We start from the raw sequence: 25,782 nt of genomic DNA, 5'->3' as shown, positions 1-25,782 counted from the left end.
TGCGCGTCACAGCGCCGCACGGGCCTCCCGGAGCTCCATGACCCGCCCGAGCGCCCCGAGGAAGCGCCGCACGGCCGCCGCGTCGATGGTGAGCGGCGGCTTGATCTTCAGCACGTTCTTGTGGTCCCCCGTGGGCTGCACGATCACGCCCTCGGTCAGCAGATCCTCGCAGATCTCACGGGCCGCGACGGGGTCGGGCGCGTCCGGACCGCCGGCCACCACCTCGACGCCCAGGTACAGCCCCATCCCGTGCACCGCCCCGAGCGCGGGGTGGCGGCGCGTGAGCAACCGGAGACCGTCGGCGAGCAGCGCGCCGACCACGCGGGCGTTCTCCTGCAGCCCGTCCTCGTCGAGCACGCGCAGTACCGTCGATCCGACCACGCAGCTCACCGGGCTCCCGCCCGCCGAGGCGAAGAACGAGCCTTCGACCGCGAACGCCTCCGCGATCGCCCGCGTGGTGATCACCGCCCCCAACGGATGTCCGTTCCCAATCGCCTTGGCGACGGCGATCAGGTCGGGCACCAGGCCCTGCTGCTCGAAGCCCCAGAAGTGCGCGCCGAGCCGGCCGTAGCCCACCTGGACCTCGTCCGAGATCACCAGCCCGCCGCGCTCCCGCACCGCCGACGCCAGGCCGGCCAGGTAGCCGCCGGGCAGCAGGATCCCTCCCCCGTTGCCGAAGATCGGCTCCGCGATGAGCCCCGCGAGCGACACCCCCGCGGAGTCGAGCTCCTCGAGCCTCCCGAGCGCGTCGTCCAGGTACCGCCCCGCGTCGGGACCCCGGTGACGCCCGCGGTAGGCGTTGGGCGCGTCGAGCAGGTGCACCCAGTCGGGTCGCGTGGCGAGCGCGTGCGGGTTGTCGCCCAGCGACGTCGAGACGGCATCGGAGCCCACGGTCCACCCGTGGTACGCCTCGGTGAGGGCGAGCACGTCCGAGCGCCCGGTCGCCGCACGCACCATCCGCAGCGCGAGGTCCACCGCCTCCGAACCCGAGTTGACCAGCAGCACCGTGTCGAGCCCCTCGGGAGCGCGGGCCGCGAGCGCCTCGGAGAGCTCGACCACCGCGCCGTAGTGGAACCTCGAGTTGGTGTTGAGCAGCCGCAGCTGGCGGTCGACGGCGTCAGCGATCCGCGGCTCCCCGTGCCCGAGGATCGCCACGTTGTTCACCATGTCGAGGTAGCCGCGCCCGCGGACGTCGATCAGATGGTGGCGCCAGCCGCGCTCGATCCGCGGCGGCGCCTCGTAGTAGTGCTCCTGGACCGGCGCGAACGCCCGGGTCCGCGCGGCGAGAAGACCCGGCTCGTCGGGGGACGATGCGACGGCCGGCTTCCTGCCGAGCAGTGCCGAGGGGTCGGGGCAGAGCCGCCGCCACGCGCCCTCGTGCCCCGCCGCCACACGCGCGGGCGGCCAGGCATCCGCGACTGCCGAGGCCTGCACGCCGACGATCCCGTTGTCGCGCACCCGCGCCAGGGGCTCGCCCGCCGCGACCCGCCCCTCGACCAGCGCCGTGGCCCCGGTCAGCAGGATCGCGGGCCCGACGTCGCAGGTGAGGCGCACGGCGCCCCGCGCCTCCTCGACCCATCCGTCGCACGGCGCGGTCAGCACGGCGCCGCCGTCGACCGCGCCCTCGATCGCGAGGGCGTAGGAGCGCGGCGCGTAGCCCTGCCCCGCCTGCACGTCGAGGCGGTGCTCGCCGTAGCGGGTGACCGCGGCTCCCGCGCCGTCCCGTGCGGCCGCCAGCACGCCCATGGGGCGGTACGGCTCCAGCCAGGCACCGGAGTCGTGCACCGCGGACGTGACCGACAGGTCGATGACCGCAGCGGATCCGAGGTCGATCAGCGGGCGCGCGCCGCTCCAGTCGACCGCGGGAACGCGGCCGAGCGCGTCGCGCAGGAGCAGCTCGGCCTCGCCCGACGCCCACCGCAGCGCGGTCTCGAGCATGCGGGCCTCGAGCAGGCGGCGCGCCTCCGCGTAGGCGTTCCCGGGATCCTCGGCGCGGACCCGGGCGCCCGCCGCGACCAGCACCGCCGCTCGACGCACGACGAGCGGCCACAGGGCCCGGAGCTCCGGCTCCGTCAGCGGCGCCTCACGGTCGAACGCCGCGGCGGCGGCCAGCACGTCGGACATGGCAGCGTCGCCGCGATGGAGCAGTGCGCACAGCGCGATCGCCAGCTCCGCCACGCGCCATGACGTGCCCAGGTCGCCCAGGTCGATCACCCCGGCGAGCGCCCCGTCCGCCGCGAGCACCACGTTGTCCTCGGTGAGGTCGCCGTGGATGGGCTGCACCGGCAGCGCGTCGGCGAGCGACGCGAGGGCGGCGTCCGCGCGGGCCATCGCGACCGCGACCCGATCCCGCTCGCCGGCATCGAGCAGCGGAACCGCCTCCGCGACCACGGCCGATGCCTCGCGCAGGTCCCACGGCCCGCCCGCGGAGAGCGCCTCATGGCTCCACCCCTCCAGCCCGGCGACCACGCGTCCGGCCACGGCGCCGAGGCTCGCGGCCAGCCCGGAGGGGAGCCGTCGTGCACCCCCGGGCGGCGTGCCGTCGAGGAAGTCGAGCACCCTCGCGTGCGCGGGCCGCTCCGGCGCCGCGAGCGGCACCACCGTCCCGCCGTCCAGCGCGGGCCAGGGCGACGGCAGGAGCGCGCCGATCCCGCGCCCCGACAGGTGGGCCACCGCCGCGTGCTGCGCGTCGAGCGCCGCGGGTGCGATGCCCGGGTGGGAGACCTTGAGCAGCGCTCGCCGGCCGTCCGCGAGGGTGGCGAGGAGGTTCTGGTCCTCGTTGCTGCCCAGGTCGCGGATGTCCGTCACGTCCAGTCCCCAGGCCTGCCGCACCAAGGCGGTCGCCGCGTCGTGATCGAGCCGCGGGAACGATGCTGTGGTGTCCACGCGCGCATCGTCGCACGGTCGACCGCACCGGCGGGAGGGGCGGAGCGCCGCGTTCCGACCGGACTGTGCCGCCCGTCCGGGCGGCATGTCCGGACGGCGTCAGGCCGAGGCGTCGGTGAGGGCCTGGACCTCGTCCTCGGTGAGCTCGAGCGTGAGCGCCTCGATCAGCGGGTCGAGCTGGCCGACCGTGCGCGCGGAGGCGATCGGCGCGACCACGGTGGGCTGCGAGCGCAGCCACGCGAGCGCGACGGTCGCGACCGGCACGTCATGCGCGGCCGCGGCGGCGTCGAGCGCCGCGAGCACAGCGCGCCCACGGTCGTCGAGGTACTCGGCGGCCTGTCCGGCCCGCTGGCTGTCGACCTCCGCACCGTCGCGGTACTTGCCGGTGAGGAAGCCCTTGGCGAGCGCCCAGTAGGGCAGGACTCCGAGCCCGTGGCGCTCGGCGGCGGCCCGCAGCTCCGTCTCGAAGTCGCGCTCCATCAGGTTGTAGTGCGGCTGCAGGGCGACGGGCCGGTGCAGGCCCTCGCGCTCCACGATCGCCATCCACTCGTCGATGCGAGCCGCGCTGTAGTTCGAGATCCCGATCTCCCGCACCAGGCCCTGGTCGACCAGGGTGGAGAAGGCGGCGACCGTCTCCTCGAGCGGCGTGGACGCGTCGTCGAAGTGGGCGTAGTAGAGGTCGAGGCGGTCGGTGCCGAGGCGTGCCAGGCTCGCCCGCGCCGCGGCCGCGACGTTGGCCGCTGCGAGGCCCGCGAACTCGGGGTGCTGGCTCACCTTGGTGGCGACGAGCACGTCGTCGCGGGACCGGCCGGCGGCCAGCCACTCCCCGATCACGGTCTCGGACTCGCCGCCGCTGTTGCCGGGCGCCCAGGCCGAGTAGGCGTCGGCGGTATCGATCATGCGGCCGCCGGCGGCGACGAAGCCGTCGAGGATCGCGAAGGAGGCCTCACGATCGGCGGTCCAGCCGAAGACGTTCCCGCCGAGCGCAAGCGGCGCGCCGGACAGGTCGAGGGTTCCGAGGGTGGGGGCGGTGATCTCTGCAGTCATACTGTCGTCAACCACCCCGACCGGGCATCATTCCCGTCGCGCGCTTCTCTCAGAAGAGTCCCAGGATCACGCCCGCGACCGCGAGCGCGACCGTGTCGTGCGCCGTGTCGATCGCGGTGACGGCGGGGCTGCGGACGGCGAAGCCGTTGTGGATGGCGTGGGCGCCTCCGCGGAAGATCAGGCCGACCAGCGCGCCGAGCACGAGCCCGCCCGACCACGTGTCGATCCCCAGCCCCGCCATCAGCAGCGCGAGCAGGATCACGCCCAGCACGTTGAACACGACCGTCCCGCCGAACGCGGCACCCATGTTCGCGTCCTTCATCAGGTCGTCGGTCACGCCGGCCTTGTCCCGCCAGAGGTTCCAGAAGCCGGCGGGCGAGTACCACCACCAGCCGAGCGCGAAGCTCACCACGAACGCCACGAGCACCGCGATCCAGTTGATCGCGCCCAGATCGAACCAGTCCATGACCCCTCCCCGAGTCGGCGACGCGGCCCCGAGGGCCCCGCCTACGGCGACAGTACCGTCAGGGTCAGACGAACGCCCCGATGATCGCCCCGGCGACCGCGAGCGCCACGATGTCGTGCCCGCCGTTGACCAGGGTGAGGGTGTGGGGCCGGAGCTCGAAGCCGTGATGGATCACCTGGTTGCCCGCCCGCATCACGAACGCGAGGAAGGCTCCGAACAGCGCTCCCCCGCCCACGGAGAGCACCGACAGCTCGACCATCAGGACGTTCAGCACGATCGCGGTGACGAACGCGACCACGCCGGTCGCCACGAACCGCAGCGGCGGCGCCGTCCGCACCTCCTCCTCGGTGAGCCCGACCAGCCGGATCCACAGCGGGCCCAGCGTGCGGGGGTGGTACCAGGCGAAGCCGACCACGAAGGTCGCGATGGTCGCGAGGATGACCGCGAGCCACTCGATGTGGCTGGCGGTGAACCAGCTCACTCCGCCGCCTCCTCGGCGACCCGAGCGATGTCCTCGAGGTCGTCCTCGAGCGCCTTCTCCGTCGCTCTCATGCCCGCCTTGCCGAACACCAGCCACCCCACCCGCTGCGCCGGCCCGGGGTTCGGCGTCTCGGCGCCGAAGTCGATCCGCAGGAGCGTGCCGCCCTCGACCTCCTCGAGGGCGAACACGGTCGTGTAGTCCGTGCCCCGCGAGTGGGAGCCGACCGTGGTGGACACCGGCGCCTCGACGGCGTCCACCCACATCTCCTCGGTCTCCGACCTGCCCCACAGCCGCCGGGTCTCCCGCCACCGCACGCCGACGGCCCAGCCCTCGCCGGCCACCCGCTCGACGGACTGGATCGACCGGATCACCTCGGGTGAGTAGTCCAGGTCCGTGATGACCTGCCACACGCGCTCGCGCTCGGCCGCGATGACCCGCTCGACGCTGATGCTGTGCCCGACCATGCTCTCTCTCCCTCGCGCCCTCAACACGCTCAGGCTAACGCGCCGGTCAGGAGAAGTGCCTGATGAGGTCCCCGATGTCGGCCTTGAGCCGGACCGTGCCGCCGAGCGTGAAGAAGGTGGAGATCGCCTTGCGCATCGCGCGCTCGGCGACGCTGGGCTCGGCCTTGTACACGTGGAAGACACGCCTCACGTGGGTGCCGTCCTGCGTCTCCTCGAGGAAGGTCGAGGACGTGAACGTGCCGTCCGGACCCACGCGCTCCTGCACCAGCCGCCGGTAGGGCTCGACCTCGATCGTCGTGAGCCGGACCACCACCGGATCGCTCCCGGCGTCGATCTCGCTGAACTGGAGGACGTGGCCCACCTGACCGGGCTCACCCGCCTCGGTGACGGCCTGCGTGACCATGCTGAACACCTCGACCCGGAGATCGGGCTCGGTCACGCAGCGCCACACGTCCTTGGCCGTCGCCGGCACCAGGCCCTCGCGCTCCACGGCCACGTCGAGCGGTCCCGTCATCGTCGCCTCCCTGGCCCGGGGCATCGTCCGCACCCCGTCTTCCCACCGTAGTAGCAGGAACGCCGCCGCGTCAGGAGGCCCGCACGGGTTGCCTCGCCCCCGGCCCGGCGCTACCCTTGCGGCGGAGCGACGAAAGGTCAGGACGATGAGCATCGAGCGCCGCGCGGTCACCGCGCCCGCCTCTGCCCGCCTGATGCGCTCCTCCGACGCGATGTGCTGCCGCGCCTGCGTCTGCTGCTGTCTGTAGAGCGCTGACCGCCCCCGAACCCGCCCGCGGGTCGACGGGACACGGCCGCCCAGCGCTCGCCCCGGCATCGTTCGCGATGCACCGTTGTTGCACCATCTCGACGCAGGTCCCCGACTCAAGGAACAGGAAGACACCGCCATGGCCCGCATCTATCAGGACGCCACCGCCCTCATCGGCAACACCCCGCTCGTCCGCATCAACACGCTCACCGAGGGCGTCGACGCCACGGTGCTCGGCAAGCTCGAGTTCTACAATCCCGCGAACTCCGTCAAGGACCGCCTGGGCGTCGCGATCGTCGACGCCGCCGAGGCGGACGGCTCGCTCCAGCCCGGCGGCACGATCGTCGAGGCCACGTCCGGCAACACCGGCATCGCGCTCGCCATGGTCGGCGCGGCGCGCGGCTACAACGTCGTGCTCACCATGCCCGAGACCATGTCCAAGGAGCGTCGCGCCCTGCTGCGCGCCTTCGGCGCGGAGCTGATCCTCACGCCCGGGCCCGAGGGCATGCGCGGCGCGGTCGAGGCGGCCACCAAGATCGCCGAGGAGCGTCCCGGCTCGGTGCTGGCGCGCCAGTTCGCGAACGAGGCGAACCCGGAGATCCACCGCAGGACCACCGCCGAGGAGATCTGGAACGACACGGACGGCGAGGTCGACATCGTGGTCGCCGGCATCGGCACCGGCGGCACCATCACCGGCGTCGGCGAGGTCCTCAAGGCTCGCAAGCCCTCCGTGCAGATCGTCGGGGTCGAGCCGGCCGAGTCCCCGATCCTCAACGGCGGCCAGCCGGGCCCCCACAAGATCCAGGGCATCGGCGCGAACTTCGTCCCGGAGATCCTCAACACCGAGATCTACGACGAGATCATCGACGTCGACGCGGAGACCGCGGTCGCGACCGCGCGCGCCGCCGCCCGCAAGGAGGGGCTGCTCGTGGGCATCTCGTCCGGCGCCGCGATCCACGCCGCCATCGAGCTGGGCAAGCGCCCTGAGAACGCCGGCAAGACCATCGTCGCGATCATCCCCTCGTTCGGCGAGCGCTACCTCTCCTCGGTGCTCTACGCCGACCTGATGGACTAAAGCGGACGCCCCGCGCGTTCCAGTCCCCCAGCACCCCAGCCCCTCCCGGAAGGCAGTACCGATGGCATCCGACATCTCAGCGCTCGCCCGAGCGCTCGAGGACATCCGCACCGTGCAGCGCCGCGATCCTGCGGCGCCCGCGTGGTGGGTGATCGCGGGCTCCTACCAGGGAGTTCACGCCGTCTGGTACCACCGGGTCGCGCACTGGTTCTGGCGGCACGGCATGCGGTCCTACGCCCGGCTGATCTCGCAGCGGGCGCGTCGCGCGACCGGGATCGAGATCCACCCGGGCGCGCAGCTCGGGCGGCGGCTGTTCATCGACCACGGCACGGGGGTCGTGATCGGCGAGACCGCCGTGGTCGGGGACGACGTGCTGATGTTCAACGGCATCAACCTGGGCGGCACCACGATGAGCCCCGGCAAGCGCCACCCCACCATCGGCGACCGCGTCGTGATCGGCGCGGGCGCCAAGGTGCTCGGACCCCTGCGGGTCGGCTCCGACGCCCGCGTCGGCGCGAACGCCGTCGTGGTGAAGGACATCCCCGACGGCGCCACGGCGGTCGGCATCCCAGCCGTCATCCGCAGCCACCCCGGGCCCACCGAGGCGTCGACCGCCGCATCGGCGGTGGACGCGGGCGACTCGCACCGTCACCCCGATCCGGACCAGCCGCCGGAGCCGGTGCGCGAGCCGGCGATGTACTACATCTGAGCCGGACGCGACGGAGGCCCCCACCGGTCGGTGGGGGCCTCCGTCGCGTCCGGGGCGCGGGTCAGGCCGCGAAGGACCGGAGCATCCACGCCGCCTGCTCGTGCGCGGCGAGGCGCGCGTTGAACAGGTCCGCGGTGGCACCGTCTCCGGCGTCCTCGGCGACCTCGACCAGCGGGCGGATCAGGCGTGCCAGGGTCTCGTGGTCGCGCGCCAGGTTCTCGACCATGGTCATCGCGTCCGTGGTGCGCTCGTCGTCGACGATCGACGCGTGCTCGAGGAACTCGGCCATGGAGCCCGGGGCGCCGGAGCCGAGCGCGCGCATGCGCTCCGCCAGCACGTCCGCGGCGGCCCACAGCTCCTGGTACTGCTCCTCGAAGAGCAGGTGCAGCGACCGGAAGTGCGGCCCGGTCACGTTCCAGTGGTAGCCGTGGGTCTTCAGGTAGAGGGTGAACGTGTCCGACAGCACCTGGCCGAGACCGGCGTTGATCGCCGTGAGGTCATCGACCTTGAGGCCGATCTTGGGGGTCGACTCGGTGGTCTTCACGGGAGCGTTGCTCGCCATCATTCCTCCTGGTGTCTCTCGCTCTCCGGCGCACCGGGGCGGCACGCCGTCACTCGGTGGCAACAGCAAAGACTTGGTCAACATTCCCCGTCGGGACGATGCGCGGGCGGGCCCGGCCACGCCGTCGCACGGCAGGACCGCGGTCCCTTCGGAATCCCACGGCGCGCTGTTATGTTCCGATGCCATGGACCAGTTCCGCCTCGACGCGTTCCCCGCCGGCGACGCCTGCCCGGCGCCGCACCACACCGACGCGCCCGACGACGAGCACCTCGCCCGGATCCTCGCGGCGACCCGCCGCGTCGCGATCGTCGGCGCCTCCCCCAACCCGTCGCGCACGAGCTACCAGGTGGCGATCTGGCTGATGGAGCACACGCCGTACGAGCTCTACATGGTCAACCCGGCCGCGGGCGCCGAGGAGATCCGCGGCCACGGCTTCTACGCCTCGCTCGCGGACCTGCCGGTCCGGGTCGACATGGTCGACGTGTTCCGCCGGGCCGAGCACACGCCGGCGATCGCCCGCGAGGCGGTCGACGCGGACGTGAAGACGCTGTTCCTCCAGCTGGGGATCCGGTCGGACGAGGCGATGGAGATCGCGGACGCCGCCGGCATCGACGCCATCCAGAACCGCTGCCTCAAGGTCGAGTACCGCCGGCTCGAGGGCCGGATCCGCGAGCTGCGCGGGGAGTGAGGGCGCGCGTCATCGCCCCGGGTGGGACGATGGCCGCCATGAGCCTCGCACCCGGGTACCGCCTGATCGACGTCGCACCGTCCCGCGTGGGCGAGGTGCTGCGCGTCGCCTCGTGGGCGTTCGCCGACGAGCTCAAGGACGAGGACCTGCCGCACTGGGAGACCATGACGCCGGCCTCGCGGATGCTCGGCGTCGAGATCGACGATGCGTCGCGCGGCACCGTCGGCACCCTCGCCGGGGTGGCGGCGACGTTCCGCTTCGGCATGCGGGTGCCCGGAGGCGCCGAGGTCCCCGTCGCCGGGCTCACCGGGGTCGGCGTCCACACGGGCCACCGGCGGCGCGGGCTGCTGACCGCCATGATGGCGGCGCACCTCGAGGACGCGCGCCGGCGGGGCGAGGTCGCGAGCGCCCTCTACGCCGCGGAGACCTCCATCTACCAGCGGTTCGGCTACGGGCTGGCGAGCTGGCAGGCGACGGTGCGGGTGCCCCGCGGCGCCGGGCTGCGCCCCGTGCCCGGCTCGGAGGACCTCCTGGTGGCGATCGAGCCGGTCGACCCGGCTCGGCACGGTCCGGTGATCTCGTCGGTCCAGGCTCGCCTGACCCGGCCCGGCAGCATGACGCTGGCGGACCCGGAGGCGCTCGCGGCGCGCTTCGCGGACCCCTCCGTGCGCCACCAGAGCGAGCCGCTCCGCATGCTCACCGTGACCACGCCCGACGGCGACCCGCGGGCGTTCGCGATGCTGCGCCGCCGCAGCGCGTGGGGTGACGACGCCCTCCCCGACGGCGTGGTCACCACCCAGGAGCTCGCCGCCCTCGACGCTGCCGCCGCGCACCGGCTCTGGTCCGTGCTGCTCGACATCGACCTCATGGGCACCGTGACGGCCGATCCCCTCGCGCTCGACGACCCCCTGCTCCACCTGCTCGAGGATCCGCGCTCCGCGCGGGCCAGGGTCTTCGACAACCTCTGGCTGCGGCTGGTCGACCTGCCCGCCGCGCTGGAGGCGCGCACCTACGCCGCCGACGTCGACACGGTGCTCGAGGTCGACGACCCGCTGGTGCCGGACAACACCGGGCGCTGGCACCTGACCGTCGACGGCGGCGACGCGCGCGTGGCCGCCGCGCCCGAGGCCGCGCCCGACGTCAGGCTCGGCATCGCCGACCTCGGCGCCGCCTACCTGGGCGGCACCTCGCTCGCGGCTCTCGCGTCGGCGGGCCGCGTGATCGCGCGCGACGCGGCGGCGCTGGAGCTCGCGTCGGCGGCGTTCGGTGCCGCCGTCGCACCCGTGTGCAACCTGCACTTCTGAGCGGCCCGCAACCCCGCATCGTCCACCCTGCCAGGGCGTATTCCCCCACGTGACCAGTCGCACAGGATTGGCCACGGCGCCGGAAGCCTGCCACGGTGGAGGGATGAAGAAGTCAGCAGGCTACCGATCCGTGTCCGTTCCCGAGGAGCGCCTCGACGAGTTCTTCGACGTGGTCCAGTGGGCCTTCGTGGGCGAGTGGCTACGCGAGGACCGCCAGGACTATGTCGACGCGCTGCCCGTCGAGCGCGCCCGCGCGGTCGAGGTGACCGACGAGCACCGCGGCACCCCCGGGACCCTCGCGGGCGTGCACGCCAGCTTCGGCACCGAGATGGTCGTGCCGGGCGGGCGGCGCGTCCCCACCGCGGGGCTGTCGTGGCTGGGCGTGCACCCCGGCCATCGCCGCCGCGGGCTCATGACCACCATGATCCACGACCACTTCGAGCGGTCCCTCGCCCGTGGCGAGTCCGTCAGCGTCCTGTACGCGATGGAGGCGCCCATCTACGCGCGCTTCGGCTACGGGATGGGCTCGCAGACCGTGAAGGCCGAGATCCCGCGCGGCGCGAAGATGTGGGATGTCGACGGCGCCGACGAGCTGACGGTCCGGCTCGAGCGCGCGTCCTTCGAGCGGCACGACGCGTTGGTTGCGGGTCTGCAGGCGCGGCTGAGCCGGCCCGGGACCGTGCTCAACGCCGTCGGCTCCGGCCGCAACGCGCGCTTCACCGACCCCGTGGGCAACCGCCGCGGGATGGAGAAGTGGCGGATCGCGATCGTCGAGGACCGCGGCGAGCCCGTCGCGTACGCGTTCTTCCGGCGTCACGCGCGGTCCTCCGTCGGCATCCACGACGGGGTCTGCCAGGTCCGCGAGCACGGCTCCCTCACCCCCGCCGCGGCGCAGCGCCTGTGGCAGACGCTCACCGACTTCGACCTGGTCGAGACCACCATGACCGAGAACCTCGCGACCGACGACCCCCTGCTGCACCAGCTCAAGGACCCGCGCGGCGTGCGATCCAAGGTCATCGACAACCTGTGGGTGCGCCTCCTGGACGTCCCGACGGCCCTCGCCGCGCGCGAGTACATGCGCGACTGCGACGTGGTGGTCCAGCTCACCGACAAGCACGTCCCCGCCAACGCGGGCGCGTGGCGGATCGCCGTCGCGGGCGGCGAGGCGACCGTGACGCGGACGGACGATGCGCCGGACCTCACCATGGACGTGCGCCACCTCTCCCAGTGCTACCTGGGCGGGACGTCGATGGAGTCGCTGGCCGCGGCCGGGCTGGTGCGCGAGCACACCGCCGGCCGGGCGCGCGAGCTCGCCGTGGCGATGCTGTCGCCGGTGGCGCCGCTCGCGAACTGGGACTTCTAGCGCGTCGCCTCGAAGTCCTTCATGAGGTCGATCCGGCGCTGGTGGCGCTCGTCGCCCGAGAAGGGCTCGGCGAGGAACGCGTCGGCGATGGCCGTCGCCTCCTCGAGCGAGTGCATGCGGGCACCGATCGAGCCCACCTGGGCGTCGTTGTGCTGGCGCGCGAGCCTCGCGGTCTCCACCGACCAGATCAGCGCGGCCCGGATGCCGGTGACGCGGTTGGCCGCGAGCTGCTCGCCGTTGCCCGAGCCGCCGATCACGATGCCCAGGTCGGCGCCGTCGCTCGCCGCCACGGCCTCCGCGGCCGCGATGCACATGGGCGGGTAGTCGTCGAGCGCGTCGTACTCGTACGCGCCGTGGTCGACCACGTCGTGGCCCGCCTCGGCGAGGTGGGCGATCAGGTGCTGCTTGAGCTCGAAGCCGGCGTGATCCGCGGCGATGTGGATGCGCATGGACCCATTCTGCCAGCGTCGCCGCCGTGCTCGGCTCGCCGTGAGCGAAACCTCGCCCCTCGGGCCGAGCCCGCCGCCTAGGGTGAGACGCATGACGCTTCACTCCGGCATCGACCAGTCCGAGTTCTCGCCCACCGACCGCGCGCAGGACGACTTCTTCCGCTACGTCTCCGGGCCATGGGAGGACACGCACCCGATCCCGTCGGATCGCGCCGCCGACGGCTCGTTCTACACGCTGCGCGACGAGGCCGAGGCGCACACCCGGACCATCATCGAGGAGGCGCCCGCGGAGTCCGTGATCGGCGCGCTGTACGCCAGCTTCATGGACGTCGAGCGGGTCGACTCCCTCGGCATCGCCCCCCTGCTGCCGGACCTCGAGCCGATCGAGGCCGCGACCAGCCACGAGGAGCTGGCCCGCGCCATGGGCGCGCTCCAGCGCTCAGGCGTCACCGGCATCGTCGGCTACTACGTCTTCGCCGACCGCCTCGACCCCGATCGCAACGTGGTCTACCTCAGCCAGTCGGGCCTGGGCCTGCCGGACGAGGCGTACTACCGCGAGGACGCGCACGCCGCGACGCGTGAGAAGTACGCCGCGCACCTGGACCGGATGGCCGAGCTCACCGGGCTCGCGTTCGACTCGGCAACCGTGATGGCGCTCGAGACCGCGGTGGCCAAGGAGCACTGGGACGTGGTGAAGACCCGCGAGGCCGAGCTCACGCACAACCCCACCACGCTGACGGGCCTGGCCGGGGATGCCCCAGGCTTCCCGTGGGCGACGTGGGCGGACGCGATCCGGATGCCGGCGACCGCCCACGATCTGCTGGTCGCGGGCGAGCCGACGTACTTCACCGCCGTCGCGACCGTGTGGGCGGAGACCGACCTCGAGACCTGGAAGGCCTACCTCCGCTGGCGCGTGGTGAACTCCCGCGCCGCCTACCTCACCCAGGAGATCGCGAAGGCGAACTTCGACTTCTACGGGACGGTGCTGTCGGGCGCCACCGAGCAGCGCGAGCGGTGGAAGCGCGGCGTGGGATTCGTCGAGGGGGTCGCGGGCGAGCTGGTGGGCCAGGAGTACGTCCAGCGGCACTTCCCGCCCGCCTACAAGGAGCAGATGGACGTCCTGGTCGGCAACCTGATCGAGGCCTACCGGCGCTCGATCCTGGAGCTCGACTGGATGACCGAGGCCACCAAGGAGAAGGCGCTCGAGAAGCTCCGTCAGTTCACCCCGAAGATCGGCTACCCCGACAAGTGGCGCGACTACTCCGCGCTCGAGGTCACCCCGGACGACCTGGTGGGCAACCTGCGCGCCGCGTGCGCGTTCGAGGAGGACTGGGAGTGGGCGAAGATCGGCAAGCCGGTCGACCGCTCCGAGTGGCTGATGACCCCGCAGACGGTCAACGCCTACTACCTGCCCGTCGCCAACGAGATCGTGTTCCCCGCCGCGATCCTGCAGCCGCCGTTCTTCCACCCCGAGGCCGACGACGCGGTCAACTACGGCGGCATCGGCTCCGTGATCGGGCACGAGATCGGCCACGGCTTCGACGACCAGGGATCGAAGTACTCGGGCACGGGCGCGCTCGAGGACTGGTGGACCGAGGCGGACCGCGAGGCGTTCATGACGCGCGCGACCATGCTGATCGAGCAGTACAACGGCTACTCGCCGCGCCAGCTGTCCGACGAGCACAGGGTCAACGGCGCCCTGACCGTCGGCGAGAACATCGGCGACCTGGCGGGCGTCGAGATCGCGCTCAAGGCCTACGAGATCGCGCTCGGCCACCCCATCGAGGAGGCCCCCGAGCTCGACGGGCTGACCGCGCTGCAGCGGTTCTTCATCGGCTACGCCCTGACGGAGCGCATGAAGGTCCGGGACGAGGCGTTGGTGACGCGGCTCAGCACCGACCCGCACTCGCCGAGCGAGTTCCGCGTCAACGGGATCGTCCGCAACCTCGACCCCTGGTACGCGGCGTTCGAGGTGTCGGAGGGCGACGAGCTGTGGCTCGACCCGGAGGCACGCGTCTCCATCTGGTGACGTCGGACGGCGGGAGGATGCGCGTCAGGCCGTGAGCGTGGCGCGCACCTCCCAGGGCCGCAGGTCGGCTCCGATGACCGGGTCGGGGAGGTTGGCGACCAGCACCTCGGCGGCGGGGTCCTCGACGTCGACCGCGACGCCGTCGCCCGAGAGGTTCGCCACCACGGTGAGCACGGCGCCGTCGAGCTCGCGCCGGTAGGCGAACACCTGCGGGTCCTCGGGCAGCAGCATCTCGAACGTCCCGTGCGCGATCACCGGGAGCTCGTGGCGAAGCGCGATGAGCCGTCGGTAGAACGCCGCGACCGAGTCGGGGTCCTCCCGCTGCGCGGCGGCGTTGAGCCACGTGTGGTTCGGGGTCGCGGGCAGCCACGGGGTGCCGGTCGTGAAGCCGGCGTGCTCGCTCGCGTCCCACTGCACCGGGGTGCGCGCATTGTCGCGGCTCACGTGAGCCATGCCGGCGAGGATCCGCTCGTCGGGCACGCCGATCGCGCGCAGCTCGTCCCAGGCGCCGTGGACCTCGATGTCCTGGTACTGGTCGATCGAGGTGAAGCCGGCGTTGGTCATGCCGATCTCCTCGCCCTGGTAGACGTACGGCGTGCCGCGCTGAAGGTGCAGCACGGCGCCCAGCGCCTTGGCCGAGGCCGCCCAGTGGTCGCGATCGTCGCCGAAGCGGGACACCACCCGCGGCTGGTCGTGGTTGTTCCAGTAGAGCGAGTTCCAGCCGCGCTCCGCGAGCGCCACCTGCCACCGGTCCAGGATCGCCTTGAGCCGGACCAGGTCCAGCGGCTGGGTGTCGAACTTGCCCAGCGGGCCGTGGTCGACGTCGACGTGGTCGAACTGGAACACCATGTCGACCTCGGCGCGGTCCGGATCCGTGAACATCACCGCGTGGTCGGTGGTGACGCCGGGGGTCTCGCCCACGGTCAGCAGCTCCGCGTCCCGCCCGGCGAACACCTCGCGGTGCATCTCCTGGAGGAACTCGTGGACCCGGGGGCCGTTGGCGTACAGCGGGAAGCCGTTGCCGAGCCCCCCGGGCAGCGGCTCGCCGTCCCCCAGGGGCAGCACCTTCGAGATGAGGTTGATGACGTCCATGCGGAAGCCGTCGACGCCCCGGTCGAGCCAGCGGTTCATCATCGCGTAGACGGCGGAGCGCACCTCGGGGTTCTCCCAGTTGAGGTCCGGCTGCTTCACGTGGAAGAGGTGCAGGTAGTACTCCCCCGACGCCGGGTCGAGCTCCCACGTCGAGCCCGAGAAGAACGCCCGCCAGTTGGTGGGCTCGGCGCCAGATTGCCCCGCCGCGAAACCCTCGCGCGGAGGCCGCCACCAGTACCAGTCGCGCTTGGGGCTGTCGACGGAGGAGCGGGCCTCGACGAACCAGGGGTGCTCGTCCGAGGTGTGGTTCACCACCAGGTCCATCACGAGCTTCATGCCGCGGGCGTGCACGTCCGCGAGCAGCTCGTCGAAGTCCTCGAGCGTGCCGAACGCGGGGTCGATCGCCTCGTAGTCCGAGATGTCGTAGCCGTTGTCGGCGTGCGGGGAGGCGTAGATGGGCGACAGCCAGAGCACGTCGACGCCCAGCCACTCGAGGTGGTCGAGCCGGGAGCGGATGCCCTGAAGGTCGCCCACGCCGTCGCCGTTCGAGTCCTGGAAGCTGCGCGGGTAGATCTGGTACACCACCGCGGACTTCCACCAGTCGTTCGCCACGTCGCGCCTCCTCGTCGGGTCGGGTCCGCCCTCCACCCTAATCGCGCTGCTGGGCGGCGAGCGCGGCGTAGAGCCCGCCCGCCGCGAGCAGCTCGGCGTGGGTGCCGGACTCGACGATCCGTCCCGCGTCGACCACGTGGATGACGTCCGCGTCGGCCACCGTCGAGAGACGATGCGCGACCACCAGGGTGGTCCGGCCGCGCGCCGCGCGGTCGAGCGCCGACTGGACGACCCGCTCGGAGACGGTGTCCAGGGCGCTGGTCGCCTCGTCGAGCAGCAGCACCGGCGGGTCCTTTAGCAGCACGCGCGCGATCGCGATGCGCTGCTTCTCGCCGCCCGAGAGCCGGTAGCCCCGCTCGCCGACCACCGTGTCGTATCCGTGCTCGAACGTCATGATCGCGTCGTGGATGCTGGCGTCGCGGCACGCCTGCTCGAGCTCGACGTCCGTCGCGTCGGGCCGCGCGTAGCGCAGGTTCTCCGCGATGGTCGCGTGGAACAGGTAGGTCTCCTGGCTGACCACCCCGACGTGGTCCACCACCGACTCGTGCCGCAGGCGCCGGACGTCCTCGCCGGCGAACACCACGGCGCCGCCGGTCACCTCATGGAGCCGCGCCGCCAGGTACGTGATGGTGGTCTTGCCCGCGCCCGACGGGCCCACGAAGGCGTGCGTGCTGCCCGGCTCGACCCGGAAGCTCACGCCGTCCAGGGTGGGCCGCGCATCGTCCCTCGCCCCGGGGTACCGGAAGGTGACGTCGCGGAACTCGACCGCGCCCAGGGGCCCCAGCGCGTCCTCCACGTCCACCGCATCGTCCGCATCCCTGATCGCGGGCTCCAGGTCGAGGTACTCGAAGATGCGCGCGAAGAGCGCGCGGGAGGTCTGGACCTCCAGCGCGACACGCATGAGCGCCATCAGCGGGAACAGCAGCCGCGACTGCACGGCCGTGAACGCCACGATGGTGCCCGCGCTGATCGCGGTCGAGCCGTTCGCGATCAGCAGGCCGGCGGCGAGGTAGATCACCGCCGGCACCGAGGACATGATCACCGTGACCAGGCCGAAGAACCACTGGCCGGTCATCGCCTGCTGGACCTGGAGCCGGATCTGGTTCGCGTTCTCCGCGGCGTAGCGGCGGGACTCGAGCCGCTGCCGGTTGTAGACCTTGGAGAGCAGGATGCCGCTGACCGAGAGGGACTCCTGGGTGATCGCGGTGAGCTCGGACAGCGACTCCTGGGTCCGGGCGGCGATCCGCGCCCGCACCCGGCCGACCCGCCGCTGCACCGCCACCAGCGCGGGCATGAGGATCACGGCGATCACCGTCAGGCGCCAGTCGAGCAGGACCATGGCGACCAGGCTCGCCGCGACGGTGACCGAGTTGCCCACGATGCTGGAGACGAACGTGGTGAGGACGCCCGAGACTCCCCCGACGTCGTTCTGCAGCCGCGACTGGATCACGCCGGTCTTGGTGCGCGTGAAGAACGCCAGCTCCATCGACTGCAAGCGCTGGAACAGCCGCTCGCGCAGGTCGCCGGTCACCCGGTTCCCGACCGAGGAGGTCAGGTAGGTCTGCCACACCTGGAGGCCCGCCGCCGCGATGAAGATCGCGATCATGAGCGCGACCAGCTCCGCGAGCAGGCCGACCCGCGGCGTCCCGTCCGGCGGGAAGAGCGCGCTGTCGAAGATCCGCTCGATGAGGAGCGGCGGCACCACGGTGGCGCCGGCGGCCACCACGACCAGCACGGCGGTCGTGAGCAGCGCTCCGCGATAGGGCCGGAACAGCGCGATCACGCGGGGCCAGAGGTCGGGGATGTCCGGGGCCTCGGCGTTGAGCGCGCGCTGCGTCTCCTCGTCCCGTCCGGCGATCCCCCGGCCGGGCATGCCGCCCATCGCGGCGCGGCGGGAGCCCGAGGGCGCGGGATGGCTCATGGGGAGAGCCTAGGCCCGCCATCCGACGCCGCCGTGCCCGTGGAAGACTGGTCGCCATGCCCGTCGCCATGCCCTCGATCGCGTTCTACGAGCCCCGCATCCCCGAGAACACGGGCAACGCGATCCGGCTCTCGGCCGTGACCGGGGCGCCGCTGCGGCTGATCGAGCCCCTCGCGTTCACCTTCGAGGACAGCAAGCTGCGGCGCGCGGGCCTCGACTACCACGACCTCGCGACGGTCACCGTGCACCCGAACCTCGAGGCGATGCTCGCCGAGCTGCCGGACTCGCGAGTCTTCGCGTTCACGGCGCGCGCGCAGACCGTGTACACCGAGATCGACTACCGGGCCTCCGACGTCCTGCTGTTCGGCCCGGAGCCCACCGGCCTGCCCGAGGAGGTGCTCGCGCATCCGCGGGTGACCGCGCGCGTCCGGATCCCCATGCTCGCGGGCCGGCGGTCGCTCAATCTGGCCAACTCCGCCTCGATCGCCATCTACGAGGCGGCGCGGCAGCTGGGCTTCACGGACATGGAGACGTCCGTCCCCGAGTGAGCCGCGGCAGCGGTCCCGGGCGGATCAGATCCCGAACTCCAGCAGGTCGGCCGGCTCCGGCTCGCCCGCCGCACGCGCGAAGATCTCCATGCCGCGGCGGACCTGATCGCGGTCGTCGTCGGACAGCCCGTCGATGACCTTGACGATCTCGGCGCGTCGCACGTCCGTCACCGTCGCGACGAGCGTGGCGCCCTCGGGGGTGAGCTCGACCTTCACCTCGCGGCGGTTGCCGGGCACCTGCGCGCGGAGGATCAGCCCGGCGGTCTCCAGGCGCTCGACCGTGCGCGTCAGCGTGGACGGGTGGACGCCGATCTGCTCCGCGAGGTCCCCCATGCGCTGCGCGCCGGTCGACGCGAGCACCACCAGCACGCGGAACTGCGGAACCGTCACCGTCTCGAGCACCGTCGACAGCGATCGGGCGACCATCCCCAGCAGCGCCCGGGAGGCGACGACGGTCGAGTCGGTGGCATTGAGAGGCGGATTCACCTCACCCAGGCTAGTCCATCAGCTCTGGTATCGTCCAACTGTTGCGGACATACAACCTTGAGGATTCCTCGTGCCTTCCCCTGCCCCCACGGCCTCGCTGACGTCGCGCGTCCTCGCCTGGACGCGGCGCTCCGAGAACTCGACCCTCATCGCCCTCTCGCTGGTGGTCGGCACCTGCGCGGGATTCGGCGCCATCGCGTTCCGGTGGCTCATCGAGCGGGCGACGCTGCTGTTCACCGGCACCGCGGACTACGCCGCCACCACGGACCACCCGTCGCATCCGTGGCTCCCGTGGCTCGGCGGGTTCTTCGTGATCCTGGCTCCCGCCGTCGGCGGCCTGCTCCACGGCCCGCTGGTCCAGCACTTCGCGCCTGAGGCCCGCGGCCACGGCGTCCCTGAGGTCATGTACGCGATCCACCGGCGCGGCGGCCGCATCCCCGCGAAGGTCGCCTTCGTCAAGGCGCTCGCCTCCGCCATCACCATCGGGTCGGGCGGCTCGGTCGGGCGCGAGGGGCCGATCGTCCAGATCGGCTCCGCCATCGGCTCGAGCCTCGCGCAGCGGGCGCGCCTCAACGAGAACGGGGTCCGCATGCTCGTCGCGTGCGGCGCCGCCGGCGGCATCGCCGCCACCTTCAACGCCCCGATCGCGGGCGTGTTCTTCGCGTTCGAGCTCCTGCTCGCCTCGATCGCCGCGCGCTCGTTCGGGGCGATCGTGATCTCGGCCGTCACCGCCTCGGTGATCGGACGCGTGTTCCTGGGCGACGAGCCGTTCCTGGTCCTGCCCGAGTTCTCCGTGGGCCACCTGGGCGAGTACGGCCTGTACGTCGTGCTGGGGCTGCTGGCGGCGCTGGTCGGAGTCGCGTTCACCCGCGTGCTCTACAAGGTCGAGGACTGGTGCGACGCCGTGTGGAGGGGCCCCGAGTGGGCGCGACCCGCGGCGGGCGGCCTGCTGCTGGGCGTGCTGCTGTTCGCGCTCCCGCAGATGTACGGCGTCGGCTACCCCGTGCTCGAGGGCGCGGTGATGGGCGCCTACGCGATCGGCTTCCTGGTGCTGCTGCTGGTCGCCAAGATCGTCGCGACGTCGCTCACGATCGGCATCGGCGGGTCGGGAGGCGTGTTCGCGCCCTCGCTGTTCCTCGGCGCCATGCTGGGCGCGGCGTTCGGCCAGGCGGCGCAGCTCGCCCTCCCCGGGCTCGACATCCATCCCGGCGCGTACGCGCTCGTGGGGATGGCCGCCGTGTTCGCCGGAGCCGCGCGTGCGCCGATCACCGCGGTCATCATCCTCTTCGAGCTCACCGGGGAGTACACGATCATCCTCCCGCTGATGCTCGCGGTGGCGGTGGCGACCCTCACGTCGAGCGCCCTCAGCCACGACACGATCTACACGCTCAAGCTGCGCCGGCGCGGCGTCGACATCACGCAGCGCGCCGGCGGTCGGCCGCTCGACGGGCTCACGGTCGGCGACTTGATGGCGGTCGCGCCGCCCTCGGTGCCCCTGACGCTCGGCACGGCCGACGCGGTGGGGGCGCTGGTCGCCGCCCGGCGCCACTCGCTCCCGGTCGTGGACGCGGACGGCTCCTACGCCGGGATCGTGTCCTCCCCCGCGGCCGCCGGCGCGCTGACCTCCGACGACGACGTGTCCAGCGTCACCGTCGAGCGGCTGCTCGACTGGCACGAGCCGCTCCGACCCGATCAGGCGGTCGAGGACGTGCTCGAGGCGATGCTGTCGGAGGAGGCCGAGAACGGCGTCGCGGTGGTCGGTCCCGACGGGGCGCTGGTCGGCTGGCTGCATCAGGAGGCGGTGCTGAGGAAGGTCTCGACGGTCGCGACCTGACCGCCCGCGCATCGGCCCGCGCGACGATGGTGGACAATGGTCCGGTGCCCGGCGCGGCCTGCCGCCGCCGCCGGGGTCAACCCGATCGACGGAAGGGACCTGATGAGCAAGCTCGCGCTCGCGACCCGACTGGGCGCCGCCGCCGCGGCCGCCCTGCTCCTGGCGGGCTGCACCGCCGCCGGAGGCGGCGCTGCCAGCTCCGCGTCTCCCAGCGCGGACCCGACCGTGAGCATCGTCGCGCAGCCAGACCCGAACCATCCGGATCCCTGCGAGCTCCTCACCGCGGCCGACTTCGAGGAGTGGGGCGGCACCCCGGAGATGACCGATGGACGCTTCATCGGGTCGCTCTCGGGCGACGGCCGGTCGATCTGCCGCTGGCAGCCGGCCTCCGACGAGCTCAGCGTGCCGCGCATCCAGGTGCTGCTGAACTGGGAGTACGCGGACATCGCCGAGCAGCGCGAGCTGAGCGAGGGCATCGGCGCGAAGACCGAGGACATCGAGATCGAGGGCGCCTCGAGCGCGTACGCCGCGTACGGCGGCCGCACCATCGCGATGGAGGTCGGCGACTACTTCGTGCAGGTCTCGTACACCCGCCCGGCGTCGAAGGCCGCGGACGTGAAGCGCGCGTGCGCGCACTTCGCGACGCTAGTCGCGTCCCGCCTGGCCTGAGGCCCCGCCTCAGGGCGTCGGCGCCTGCGCGTCGTACTCGCGCCATGCCCGCTGCGCGCGCGTGAGGATCGCGATCAGGGCGATCACGAGCACGCCGCCGAGCAGCGGGGGGAACCACAGCGCGACGGCGGCGGCCAGCGCGCCGGCGTACATGTCGCCGAGGCGCGGCCCCCCGGTGACCACGACGACGAAGACTCCTTGGAGGCGCCCGCGCATCTCGTCGGGCGCGGCCTGGATGATCATCGTCTGACGGAAGATCGCGCTGACCTCGTCCGCGGCGCCCATCCCGGCCATGCACAGCGCGAGCACGGCGAGGGTGGGCCAGTGCACGCCGCCCCAGCCCTCGGCGGGCTCGTGCTCCACGGCGCTCGCCACGAGCGTGGTCAGCCCGAACAGCGCGGCGAACACGCCGAACACCTGGATCGCCCGGGAGATCGCCACGCCATGGCGATGGACCCGCGCGACGGGCCCCGAGAACAGGCTCGTCAGCATCGTCCCCACCGCACCGGCGGCCGCGAGCGCCCCGACCGTCAGGGCGCCGCCCCCGACCAGCGTGGCGCCGAGCGCGGGGAACAGCACGTAGGGGCGCCCGAAGGTCATCGCGATGATGTCGACGACGAAGCTCATGCGGATGTTGGGGCTGCGGCGCAGGAACGCGAGCCCCTCCTTGAGCACGGGCCACCCCGCCTCCACCCGCTCCCCCAGCCGCGGCAGGGACGGCAGCATCCAGATGCCCAGGAATCCCGCGCTGAACAGCACCGCGTCCACGGTGAACGTCCACGGCAGCCCCACGCCGGCCGCCAGGACGCCCGCGAGCGCGGGTCCCACCGTCAGCATCACGCCGAAGGAGATCCCGTTGAGCGCGGTGGCCCGGCTGATCATGTCCGCGGGCAGGATGCGGCCGACCACCGAGCCACGCGTCGCGTTGGAGACCGTCGATGCGACGGCGCTGAGGGTGGTGACGACGAAGAAGGGCCACACCGCCGCGTGCGTGCCGTCGGCGTGCAGGTGCTGGTCGTGGAAGGACAGCGCCGCCAGCGCCACGGTGGACGCCCACGCGGTCAGCGACGCCACGATCAGCACCCTGCGGCGGTCGAAGACGTCGGCGATCACCCCGCCCCAGAGCCCGGCGATGATCATCGGCACCAGCGCGATGCCGCCCACGAGGCCGACCATGAAGGTCGACTCGGTGATCTCGTAGACCTGGAGGCCCACGGCGACCTGGGTCATGAATGCGCCGATCCCGGAGATCGCACCGCCGATCCACAGGCGCGCGAAGGCCGGGCTCGCGCGCAGCGGCGCGAGGTCCACCAGGTGGCGCGACAGCCCGCGCCGCTCGGAGGCGGGCGACGGGGACGATGCGGGCGACGGCTCGGGCGGCACGCGCCGAGTCTAGGCGGGGCCCGGACCTGCGTCGTCGCCGTCGGGGTCGGCGAGGTCCTCGGCGCTCGGATGCGGCTCGGGTGGCGCCTCGACGGGGGCCTCGATCACGCGCCACACGCGCGCCCGCTGCTCGGGGCGCAGCTCGTTGCCGCCGTCGATGCTGCCGGACCGGGTCCGCAGGCGCCTCACCAGCGCATCGTCGCCACGCAGGTCCACCACGTGCGTCCGGACCACCTCCTCGGGCCGGTACCGCGCCGAGCGGTTCCGATAGTGGCCCTGGATCCACATCCACACCGCGACGCCGGCGCCCGGGCCGAGCGCGAACAGGAACAGCGCGATCAGCGGGCTGCCGTCGGAGCTGCCTCCCATCAGATCCCCCTCATGATCAGGAACGCGATCGGCCAGGTGACGACCGACGCGGCGGCGGCGACGCCGAAGGCGACGCGGCGCGCCTTGGAGGTGTTGATCGGGACCGACCCCATGGTGGCGCGGCTGCGGCCGTTGACCGCGAGGTAGTGCGTGACCGAGCCGTGCCGGCCCTTCTCCTCGAACCCGTAGAGCCAGACGGGCAGCAGGACCGACGTCCAGCGCGTGCCCGTCACGCTCAGCTGCTCCTGCTCCCACCGCACGCCACGGTCGTACCGGCCCACCGAGGCGGCGGCCGAGCCCCGCGCGATGGTGAGCATGTGCGCGTACGCGGCGTCGTCCGCGTGGTCGACGTCCATGTCGCGTCGCTCCGACGTGTACTCGTCGCCCAGGAAGGACGCGTTGAACCGGACGATGTTCTTCACGTCGAACGGGAGGATCGAGTTGATGATGTTGTTGGTGCTCTCCGTCGCGTGGATGTCGGCCTTCGACGCGGAGGTCTCGACGATCACGTCGTCGATCTCGAGGTCGAGCTCGCGCGCCACGGCGTAGCGGTCCACCTTGTACTCGTAGTTGTTCTCGCCGACCTTGACCCGGCCCCGGCCGATCTCACCCGTGCCGTCGAGCCGCGCGGTGACCTTCCCGTCGACCGTCATGTACGGGATGTACACGCCCATGACGTTCTCGGGGCGGAAGGTCTTCTCGAACTCCGGATGAGCGAACGACTTGCGCTTGGCCACGAACGCGGCGATGGACTCCATCGCCTGCTCGCGGGTCACCGAGAACGGCAGGATCCCGTCGGGGACCGCGCCGTTCGGGATCCGGTTGTTGATCGAGAGCACGTGCTTGCACCAGTGGCAGCGCGCCTGGAGGCTGCGCGCCGTGTCGACCACCACCTCGGCGCCGCAGCCGGAGCACTTGAAGGTCATGAGCGTCTCGTCGTCGGTGATGTCGACCGACGCGGTCGACAGCGTGCGTCCCCGCAGGTCGGCGATGCCCTCCGACAGCCCCATCGCCTCATCGAGCCGCGCCTCGGTCCACTCGTAACGGCAGAACTCGCACACGAGCGTGCCCGTCTCTGGCCGGTAGGCGACGTCCGTCGCGCCGCAGCGGGCGCAGCGGACCAGCCCGTCCTTCGCACCGGCGGGGGTCGCGTTCTCCGCGGGGCCGGCCGGCTCGGGCAGGGGCTCGGGCGTCCATCCGGGCTCGGGCGCGGCTCCGCCCTGGTCGGGGGTGGTCATCGCGTCTAGAGCCCCAGCACCTTCTTCTTGAGCGCCTCGAAGTCGTCCTCGTTGATGAGGCCGTCGTCGAGCATCTTCTTGTACTGGGCGAGCTGGACGGCCGGGTCGGCCGGGGCCTGCGCGGGGGCGGGCGCGGGCGCGCCGGCCGTCGCGGCGGCGGGCGCCGCCCCGGGCGTGGGCGTGGGCGGGACCAGGTTGCCGATCGCGCCCATCCCCATGCCCATCATCGCCAGGCCGGTGCCGCCGCCGCCCGACTCGCCGGCGGCCTGCACCCCGCGCGCGACGGACTGCTTGAGGAAGGTGTCCGAGCGGCCGCCGGAGAGGGCGTCGGCGCGGCGCACGTCGCTCAGCAGCGCGGTCGTGTCCTCGTCGTACTCGATCGCGACCAGGGTCGCGGACTCGATCTGCAGGCCGCGCCCGGACTCCCACTCGTAGTTCGCCTCCACCTCGTCCGCGAGGGACTTGGCGAAGCCGACGGAGTCGCCCTGGATCCGGGTGATCCGGTGCTCCTTGTCGGCGTCGTTGACGTAGCGGCTGAAGGCCCCGGCCAGGGAGCCCACCACCTCGCTGAACAGCTGCTCGGAGACGGGGTTCGTGTGCTCCGTGATGTCGAACGGGCGGGCCCCCGCGGAGATGTAGGAGGCGGGCACCAGGTTCTTCACGAACAGGATCGGGTCGACCACCTTGAGCACGTAGGTGCCGCGGGTGATCGCGCCGGCCTGCGCGTTGAGGTAACGGTCGTCCCAGTAGATCGGGCTCTGCGTGCCGAAGCGGTTGTTCGGGATCTGCTTGAGGTTGACGTAGAACGCGAGCTGCTGGCTGCCCGGGCGACCGCCGAACTTGAACCTCTCCCACGAGGTGGTGAACGTCGAGCTCAGGAGCCCGCCGCCGCTGAAGACGGACTTCGAGTTCTGGTCCTCGCTGTCCCAGCGGAACGCGCCGGGCTCGGCTACGACCGCGGTCACCGCGCCGTCCTGGAAGGTGAGCAGCCCGTAGCCCTCGGGGACGATGATGACGGAGCCGTTGGTGATGATGTTCTCGGAGCCGCGGGTGTTCTGGCCGCGCCCGGCGTTGGTCCCCTGCGTCACGGCGGGGAACACCACCGCGGTGTCGCCGACGCCGGCGGGCGGGACCAGGAAGTCGAGGAACTGGTCCCCGAACGTCGACTTGAGCGAGTCCCACGCCGCGCCGACCGCGATCTGGATGAATCCCATCACTGCTCCTGCCCTCGGGGAGGAGCCGGGTCCCGACGCCCCCACGCCTGTGCGCCCGCGGCGCATGTCCGTCGCGACACTATCCCGCGGCCAGGGGCCGGGCAAGGCGGGACACCCGGCTCGCAGCCATTTC

General features: G+C 72.4%; 24 protein-coding genes. 9 read left to right on the top strand and 15 right to left on the bottom strand.

Annotated elements, in window-relative coordinates; all coding sequences use genetic code 11:
- Nucleotides 1-6: 6 nt before the first annotated feature.
- The 6 genes from QQX13_RS09035 to QQX13_RS09010 form a co-directional block, all read right to left on the bottom strand.
- Nucleotides 7-2,886, bottom strand: coding sequence for an aminotransferase (locus tag QQX13_RS09035; RefSeq protein ID WP_301153173.1), 2,880 nt, complete (start codon nucleotides 2,884-2,886; stop codon nucleotides 7-9).
- Between the two features lie 99 nt (nucleotides 2,887-2,985).
- A complete protein-coding gene (locus QQX13_RS09030; RefSeq protein ID WP_301153172.1) occupies nucleotides 2,986-3,933 on the bottom strand; it encodes an aldo/keto reductase in 948 nt (315 codons plus the stop codon).
- Between the two features lie 49 nt (nucleotides 3,934-3,982).
- The gene (locus QQX13_RS09025) at nucleotides 3,983-4,399 is read right to left on the bottom strand and encodes a DUF1761 domain-containing protein (protein WP_301122008.1); all 417 of its coding nucleotides are present in this window, start codon (nucleotides 4,397-4,399) and stop codon (nucleotides 3,983-3,985) included.
- A gap of 64 nt (nucleotides 4,400-4,463) precedes the next feature.
- Nucleotides 4,464-4,880: a DUF1761 domain-containing protein gene (locus tag QQX13_RS09020; RefSeq protein ID WP_301153170.1), complete on the bottom strand. Its 417-nt coding sequence runs from the start codon at nucleotides 4,878-4,880 to the stop codon at nucleotides 4,464-4,466.
- Nucleotides 4,877-5,344 (bottom strand): SRPBCC family protein, encoded by a 468-nt coding sequence (locus QQX13_RS09015; RefSeq protein WP_301122012.1) that lies wholly within the window; start codon nucleotides 5,342-5,344, stop codon nucleotides 4,877-4,879. Before QQX13_RS09015 ends, QQX13_RS09020 begins: the two co-directional genes overlap by 4 nt.
- A 46-nt stretch (nucleotides 5,345-5,390) precedes the next feature.
- Nucleotides 5,391-5,858, bottom strand: coding sequence for an SRPBCC family protein (locus QQX13_RS09010; protein ID WP_301122014.1), 468 nt, complete (start codon nucleotides 5,856-5,858; stop codon nucleotides 5,391-5,393).
- 385 nt (nucleotides 5,859-6,243) lie between these two features.
- Here QQX13_RS09010 and cysK point away from each other — a divergent pair, with 385 nt between their 5' ends.
- Both cysK and cysE read left to right on the top strand, forming a co-directional pair.
- A complete protein-coding gene (gene cysK, locus QQX13_RS09005) occupies nucleotides 6,244-7,179 on the top strand; it encodes a cysteine synthase A (protein WP_301153169.1) in 936 nt (311 codons plus the stop codon).
- Nucleotides 7,180-7,252: 73 nt separating this feature from the next.
- Nucleotides 7,253-7,888: a serine O-acetyltransferase gene (gene cysE, locus QQX13_RS09000; RefSeq protein ID WP_436968573.1), complete on the top strand. Its 636-nt coding sequence runs from the start codon at nucleotides 7,253-7,255 to the stop codon at nucleotides 7,886-7,888.
- A gap of 61 nt (nucleotides 7,889-7,949) precedes the next feature.
- Here the strand turns inward: cysE and QQX13_RS08995 are convergent, their stop codons facing one another.
- The gene (locus tag QQX13_RS08995) at nucleotides 7,950-8,450 is read right to left on the bottom strand and encodes a Dps family protein (RefSeq protein ID WP_301122020.1); all 501 of its coding nucleotides are present in this window, start codon (nucleotides 8,448-8,450) and stop codon (nucleotides 7,950-7,952) included.
- Between the two features lie 184 nt (nucleotides 8,451-8,634).
- Between QQX13_RS08995 and QQX13_RS08990 the strand changes: the two genes are divergently transcribed.
- The 3 genes from QQX13_RS08990 to QQX13_RS08980 all read left to right on the top strand — a co-directional run bounded on the left by QQX13_RS08990 (nucleotide 8,635) and on the right by QQX13_RS08980 (nucleotide 11,805).
- Nucleotides 8,635-9,138, top strand: a complete 504-nt coding sequence (locus QQX13_RS08990) for a CoA-binding protein (protein ID WP_301122022.1) — start codon at nucleotides 8,635-8,637, stop codon at nucleotides 9,136-9,138.
- Between the two features lie 38 nt (nucleotides 9,139-9,176).
- Nucleotides 9,177-10,442: a GNAT family N-acetyltransferase gene (locus tag QQX13_RS08985; protein WP_301153167.1), complete on the top strand. Its 1,266-nt coding sequence runs from the start codon at nucleotides 9,177-9,179 to the stop codon at nucleotides 10,440-10,442.
- Nucleotides 10,443-10,545: 103 nt separating this feature from the next.
- Nucleotides 10,546-11,805, top strand: a complete 1,260-nt coding sequence (locus QQX13_RS08980) for a GNAT family N-acetyltransferase (RefSeq protein WP_301153166.1) — start codon at nucleotides 10,546-10,548, stop codon at nucleotides 11,803-11,805.
- Here QQX13_RS08980 and QQX13_RS08975 read toward each other — a convergent pair.
- Nucleotides 11,802-12,254, bottom strand: coding sequence for a ribose-5-phosphate isomerase (locus QQX13_RS08975; protein WP_301153165.1), 453 nt, complete (start codon nucleotides 12,252-12,254; stop codon nucleotides 11,802-11,804). The two genes, QQX13_RS08980 and QQX13_RS08975, sit on opposite strands and share 4 nt — an antisense overlap.
- Before the next feature lie 91 nt (nucleotides 12,255-12,345).
- On the opposite strand from QQX13_RS08975, the gene QQX13_RS08970 reads away from it, so the two are divergent.
- Complete coding sequence (locus tag QQX13_RS08970; RefSeq protein WP_301153163.1) at nucleotides 12,346-14,283, top strand: M13 family metallopeptidase; 1,938 nt, start codon at nucleotides 12,346-12,348, stop codon at nucleotides 14,281-14,283.
- 24 nt (nucleotides 14,284-14,307) lie between these two features.
- On the opposite strand, the gene QQX13_RS08965 is transcribed toward QQX13_RS08970, so the two are convergent.
- Nucleotides 14,308-15,987: an alpha-glucosidase gene (locus QQX13_RS08965; protein ID WP_301153161.1), complete on the bottom strand. Its 1,680-nt coding sequence runs from the start codon at nucleotides 15,985-15,987 to the stop codon at nucleotides 14,308-14,310.
- 37 nt (nucleotides 15,988-16,024) lie between these two features.
- Nucleotides 16,025-17,869: an ABC transporter ATP-binding protein gene (locus QQX13_RS08960; protein ID WP_301153282.1), complete on the bottom strand. Its 1,845-nt coding sequence runs from the start codon at nucleotides 17,867-17,869 to the stop codon at nucleotides 16,025-16,027.
- Between the two features lie 107 nt (nucleotides 17,870-17,976).
- Here QQX13_RS08960 and QQX13_RS08955 point away from each other — a divergent pair, with 107 nt between their 5' ends.
- Entirely contained in the window at nucleotides 17,977-18,456 is a 480-nt protein-coding gene (locus QQX13_RS08955; RefSeq protein ID WP_301153280.1) for a tRNA (cytidine(34)-2'-O)-methyltransferase, read from the top strand.
- A gap of 24 nt (nucleotides 18,457-18,480) precedes the next feature.
- On the opposite strand, the gene QQX13_RS08950 is transcribed toward QQX13_RS08955, so the two are convergent.
- The gene (locus QQX13_RS08950) at nucleotides 18,481-18,942 is read right to left on the bottom strand and encodes a MarR family winged helix-turn-helix transcriptional regulator (RefSeq protein WP_301153159.1); all 462 of its coding nucleotides are present in this window, start codon (nucleotides 18,940-18,942) and stop codon (nucleotides 18,481-18,483) included.
- Nucleotides 18,943-19,012: 70 nt separating this feature from the next.
- On the opposite strand from QQX13_RS08950, the gene QQX13_RS08945 reads away from it, so the two are divergent.
- Both QQX13_RS08945 and QQX13_RS08940 read left to right on the top strand, forming a co-directional pair.
- On the top strand, nucleotides 19,013-20,776 hold the full coding sequence (locus QQX13_RS08945; protein ID WP_301153158.1) for a chloride channel protein: 1,764 nt from the start codon (nucleotides 19,013-19,015) through the stop codon (nucleotides 20,774-20,776).
- A gap of 102 nt (nucleotides 20,777-20,878) precedes the next feature.
- Nucleotides 20,879-21,445 carry a DUF3558 family protein gene (locus QQX13_RS08940; RefSeq protein WP_301153157.1) on the top strand — a complete coding sequence of 189 codons (567 nt, stop codon included), beginning with the start codon at nucleotides 20,879-20,881 and terminating at the stop codon, nucleotides 21,443-21,445.
- A gap of 9 nt (nucleotides 21,446-21,454) precedes the next feature.
- Here the strand turns inward: QQX13_RS08940 and QQX13_RS08935 are convergent, their stop codons facing one another.
- From QQX13_RS08935 to QQX13_RS08920, 4 genes are read right to left on the bottom strand one after another with little or no spacing between them, the layout of a single operon-like run.
- Nucleotides 21,455-22,828, bottom strand: coding sequence for an MFS transporter (locus QQX13_RS08935; RefSeq protein WP_301153155.1), 1,374 nt, complete (start codon nucleotides 22,826-22,828; stop codon nucleotides 21,455-21,457).
- A gap of 9 nt (nucleotides 22,829-22,837) precedes the next feature.
- Complete coding sequence (locus tag QQX13_RS08930; protein WP_301153154.1) at nucleotides 22,838-23,197, bottom strand: hypothetical protein; 360 nt, start codon at nucleotides 23,195-23,197, stop codon at nucleotides 22,838-22,840.
- A complete protein-coding gene (locus QQX13_RS08925; RefSeq protein ID WP_301153153.1) occupies nucleotides 23,197-24,435 on the bottom strand; it encodes a TFIIB-type zinc ribbon-containing protein in 1,239 nt (412 codons plus the stop codon). Before QQX13_RS08925 ends, QQX13_RS08930 begins: the two co-directional genes overlap by 1 nt.
- Before the next feature lie 5 nt (nucleotides 24,436-24,440).
- Nucleotides 24,441-25,649 (bottom strand): SPFH domain-containing protein, encoded by a 1,209-nt coding sequence (locus QQX13_RS08920; protein ID WP_301122041.1) that lies wholly within the window; start codon nucleotides 25,647-25,649, stop codon nucleotides 24,441-24,443.
- Nucleotides 25,650-25,782 lie beyond the last annotated feature (133 nt).

This window comes from Demequina lignilytica (genome assembly GCF_030418375.1).
GTDB classification, from domain to species: Bacteria; Actinomycetota; Actinomycetes; order Actinomycetales; family Demequinaceae; genus Demequina; species Demequina lignilytica.
Note: the sequence above shows the minus strand (reverse complement) of the source record. Positions and strands in the feature narration are given on the sequence as shown.

Excerpts from the sequence above, each read along its gene's own strand:
- QQX13_RS08990 (WP_301122022.1), top strand. The coding sequence starts at position 8,635 with ATGGACCAGTTCCGCCTCGACGCGTTCCCCGCCGGCGACGCCTGCCCG.
- QQX13_RS09010 (WP_301122014.1), bottom strand. The coding sequence starts at position 5,858 with ATGACGGGACCGCTCGACGTGGCCGTGGAGCGCGAGGGCCTGGTGCCG.
- QQX13_RS08975 (WP_301153165.1), bottom strand. The coding sequence starts at position 12,254 with ATGCGCATCCACATCGCCGCGGATCACGCCGGCTTCGAGCTCAAGCAG.
- QQX13_RS08970 (WP_301153163.1), top strand. The coding sequence starts at position 12,346 with ATGACGCTTCACTCCGGCATCGACCAGTCCGAGTTCTCGCCCACCGAC.
- QQX13_RS08995 (WP_301122020.1), bottom strand. The coding sequence starts at position 8,450 with ATGGCGAGCAACGCTCCCGTGAAGACCACCGAGTCGACCCCCAAGATC.
- cysK (WP_301153169.1), top strand. The coding sequence starts at position 6,244 with ATGGCCCGCATCTATCAGGACGCCACCGCCCTCATCGGCAACACCCCG.
- QQX13_RS08985 (WP_301153167.1), top strand. The coding sequence starts at position 9,177 with ATGAGCCTCGCACCCGGGTACCGCCTGATCGACGTCGCACCGTCCCGC.
- QQX13_RS08955 (WP_301153280.1), top strand. The coding sequence starts at position 17,977 with ATGCCCTCGATCGCGTTCTACGAGCCCCGCATCCCCGAGAACACGGGC.
- QQX13_RS09025 (WP_301122008.1), bottom strand. The coding sequence starts at position 4,399 with ATGGACTGGTTCGATCTGGGCGCGATCAACTGGATCGCGGTGCTCGTG.
- QQX13_RS08980 (WP_301153166.1), top strand. The coding sequence starts at position 10,546 with ATGAAGAAGTCAGCAGGCTACCGATCCGTGTCCGTTCCCGAGGAGCGC.
- QQX13_RS08920 (WP_301122041.1), bottom strand. The coding sequence starts at position 25,649 with ATGGGATTCATCCAGATCGCGGTCGGCGCGGCGTGGGACTCGCTCAAG.
- QQX13_RS08960 (WP_301153282.1), bottom strand. The coding sequence starts at position 17,869 with ATGGGCGGCATGCCCGGCCGGGGGATCGCCGGACGGGACGAGGAGACG.
- QQX13_RS08930 (WP_301153154.1), bottom strand. The coding sequence starts at position 23,197 with ATGGGAGGCAGCTCCGACGGCAGCCCGCTGATCGCGCTGTTCCTGTTC.
- QQX13_RS08925 (WP_301153153.1), bottom strand. The coding sequence starts at position 24,435 with ATGACCACCCCCGACCAGGGCGGAGCCGCGCCCGAGCCCGGATGGACG.
- QQX13_RS09030 (WP_301153172.1), bottom strand. The coding sequence starts at position 3,933 with ATGACTGCAGAGATCACCGCCCCCACCCTCGGAACCCTCGACCTGTCC.
- QQX13_RS08940 (WP_301153157.1), top strand. The coding sequence starts at position 20,879 with ATGAGCAAGCTCGCGCTCGCGACCCGACTGGGCGCCGCCGCCGCGGCC.
- QQX13_RS09015 (WP_301122012.1), bottom strand. The coding sequence starts at position 5,344 with ATGGTCGGGCACAGCATCAGCGTCGAGCGGGTCATCGCGGCCGAGCGC.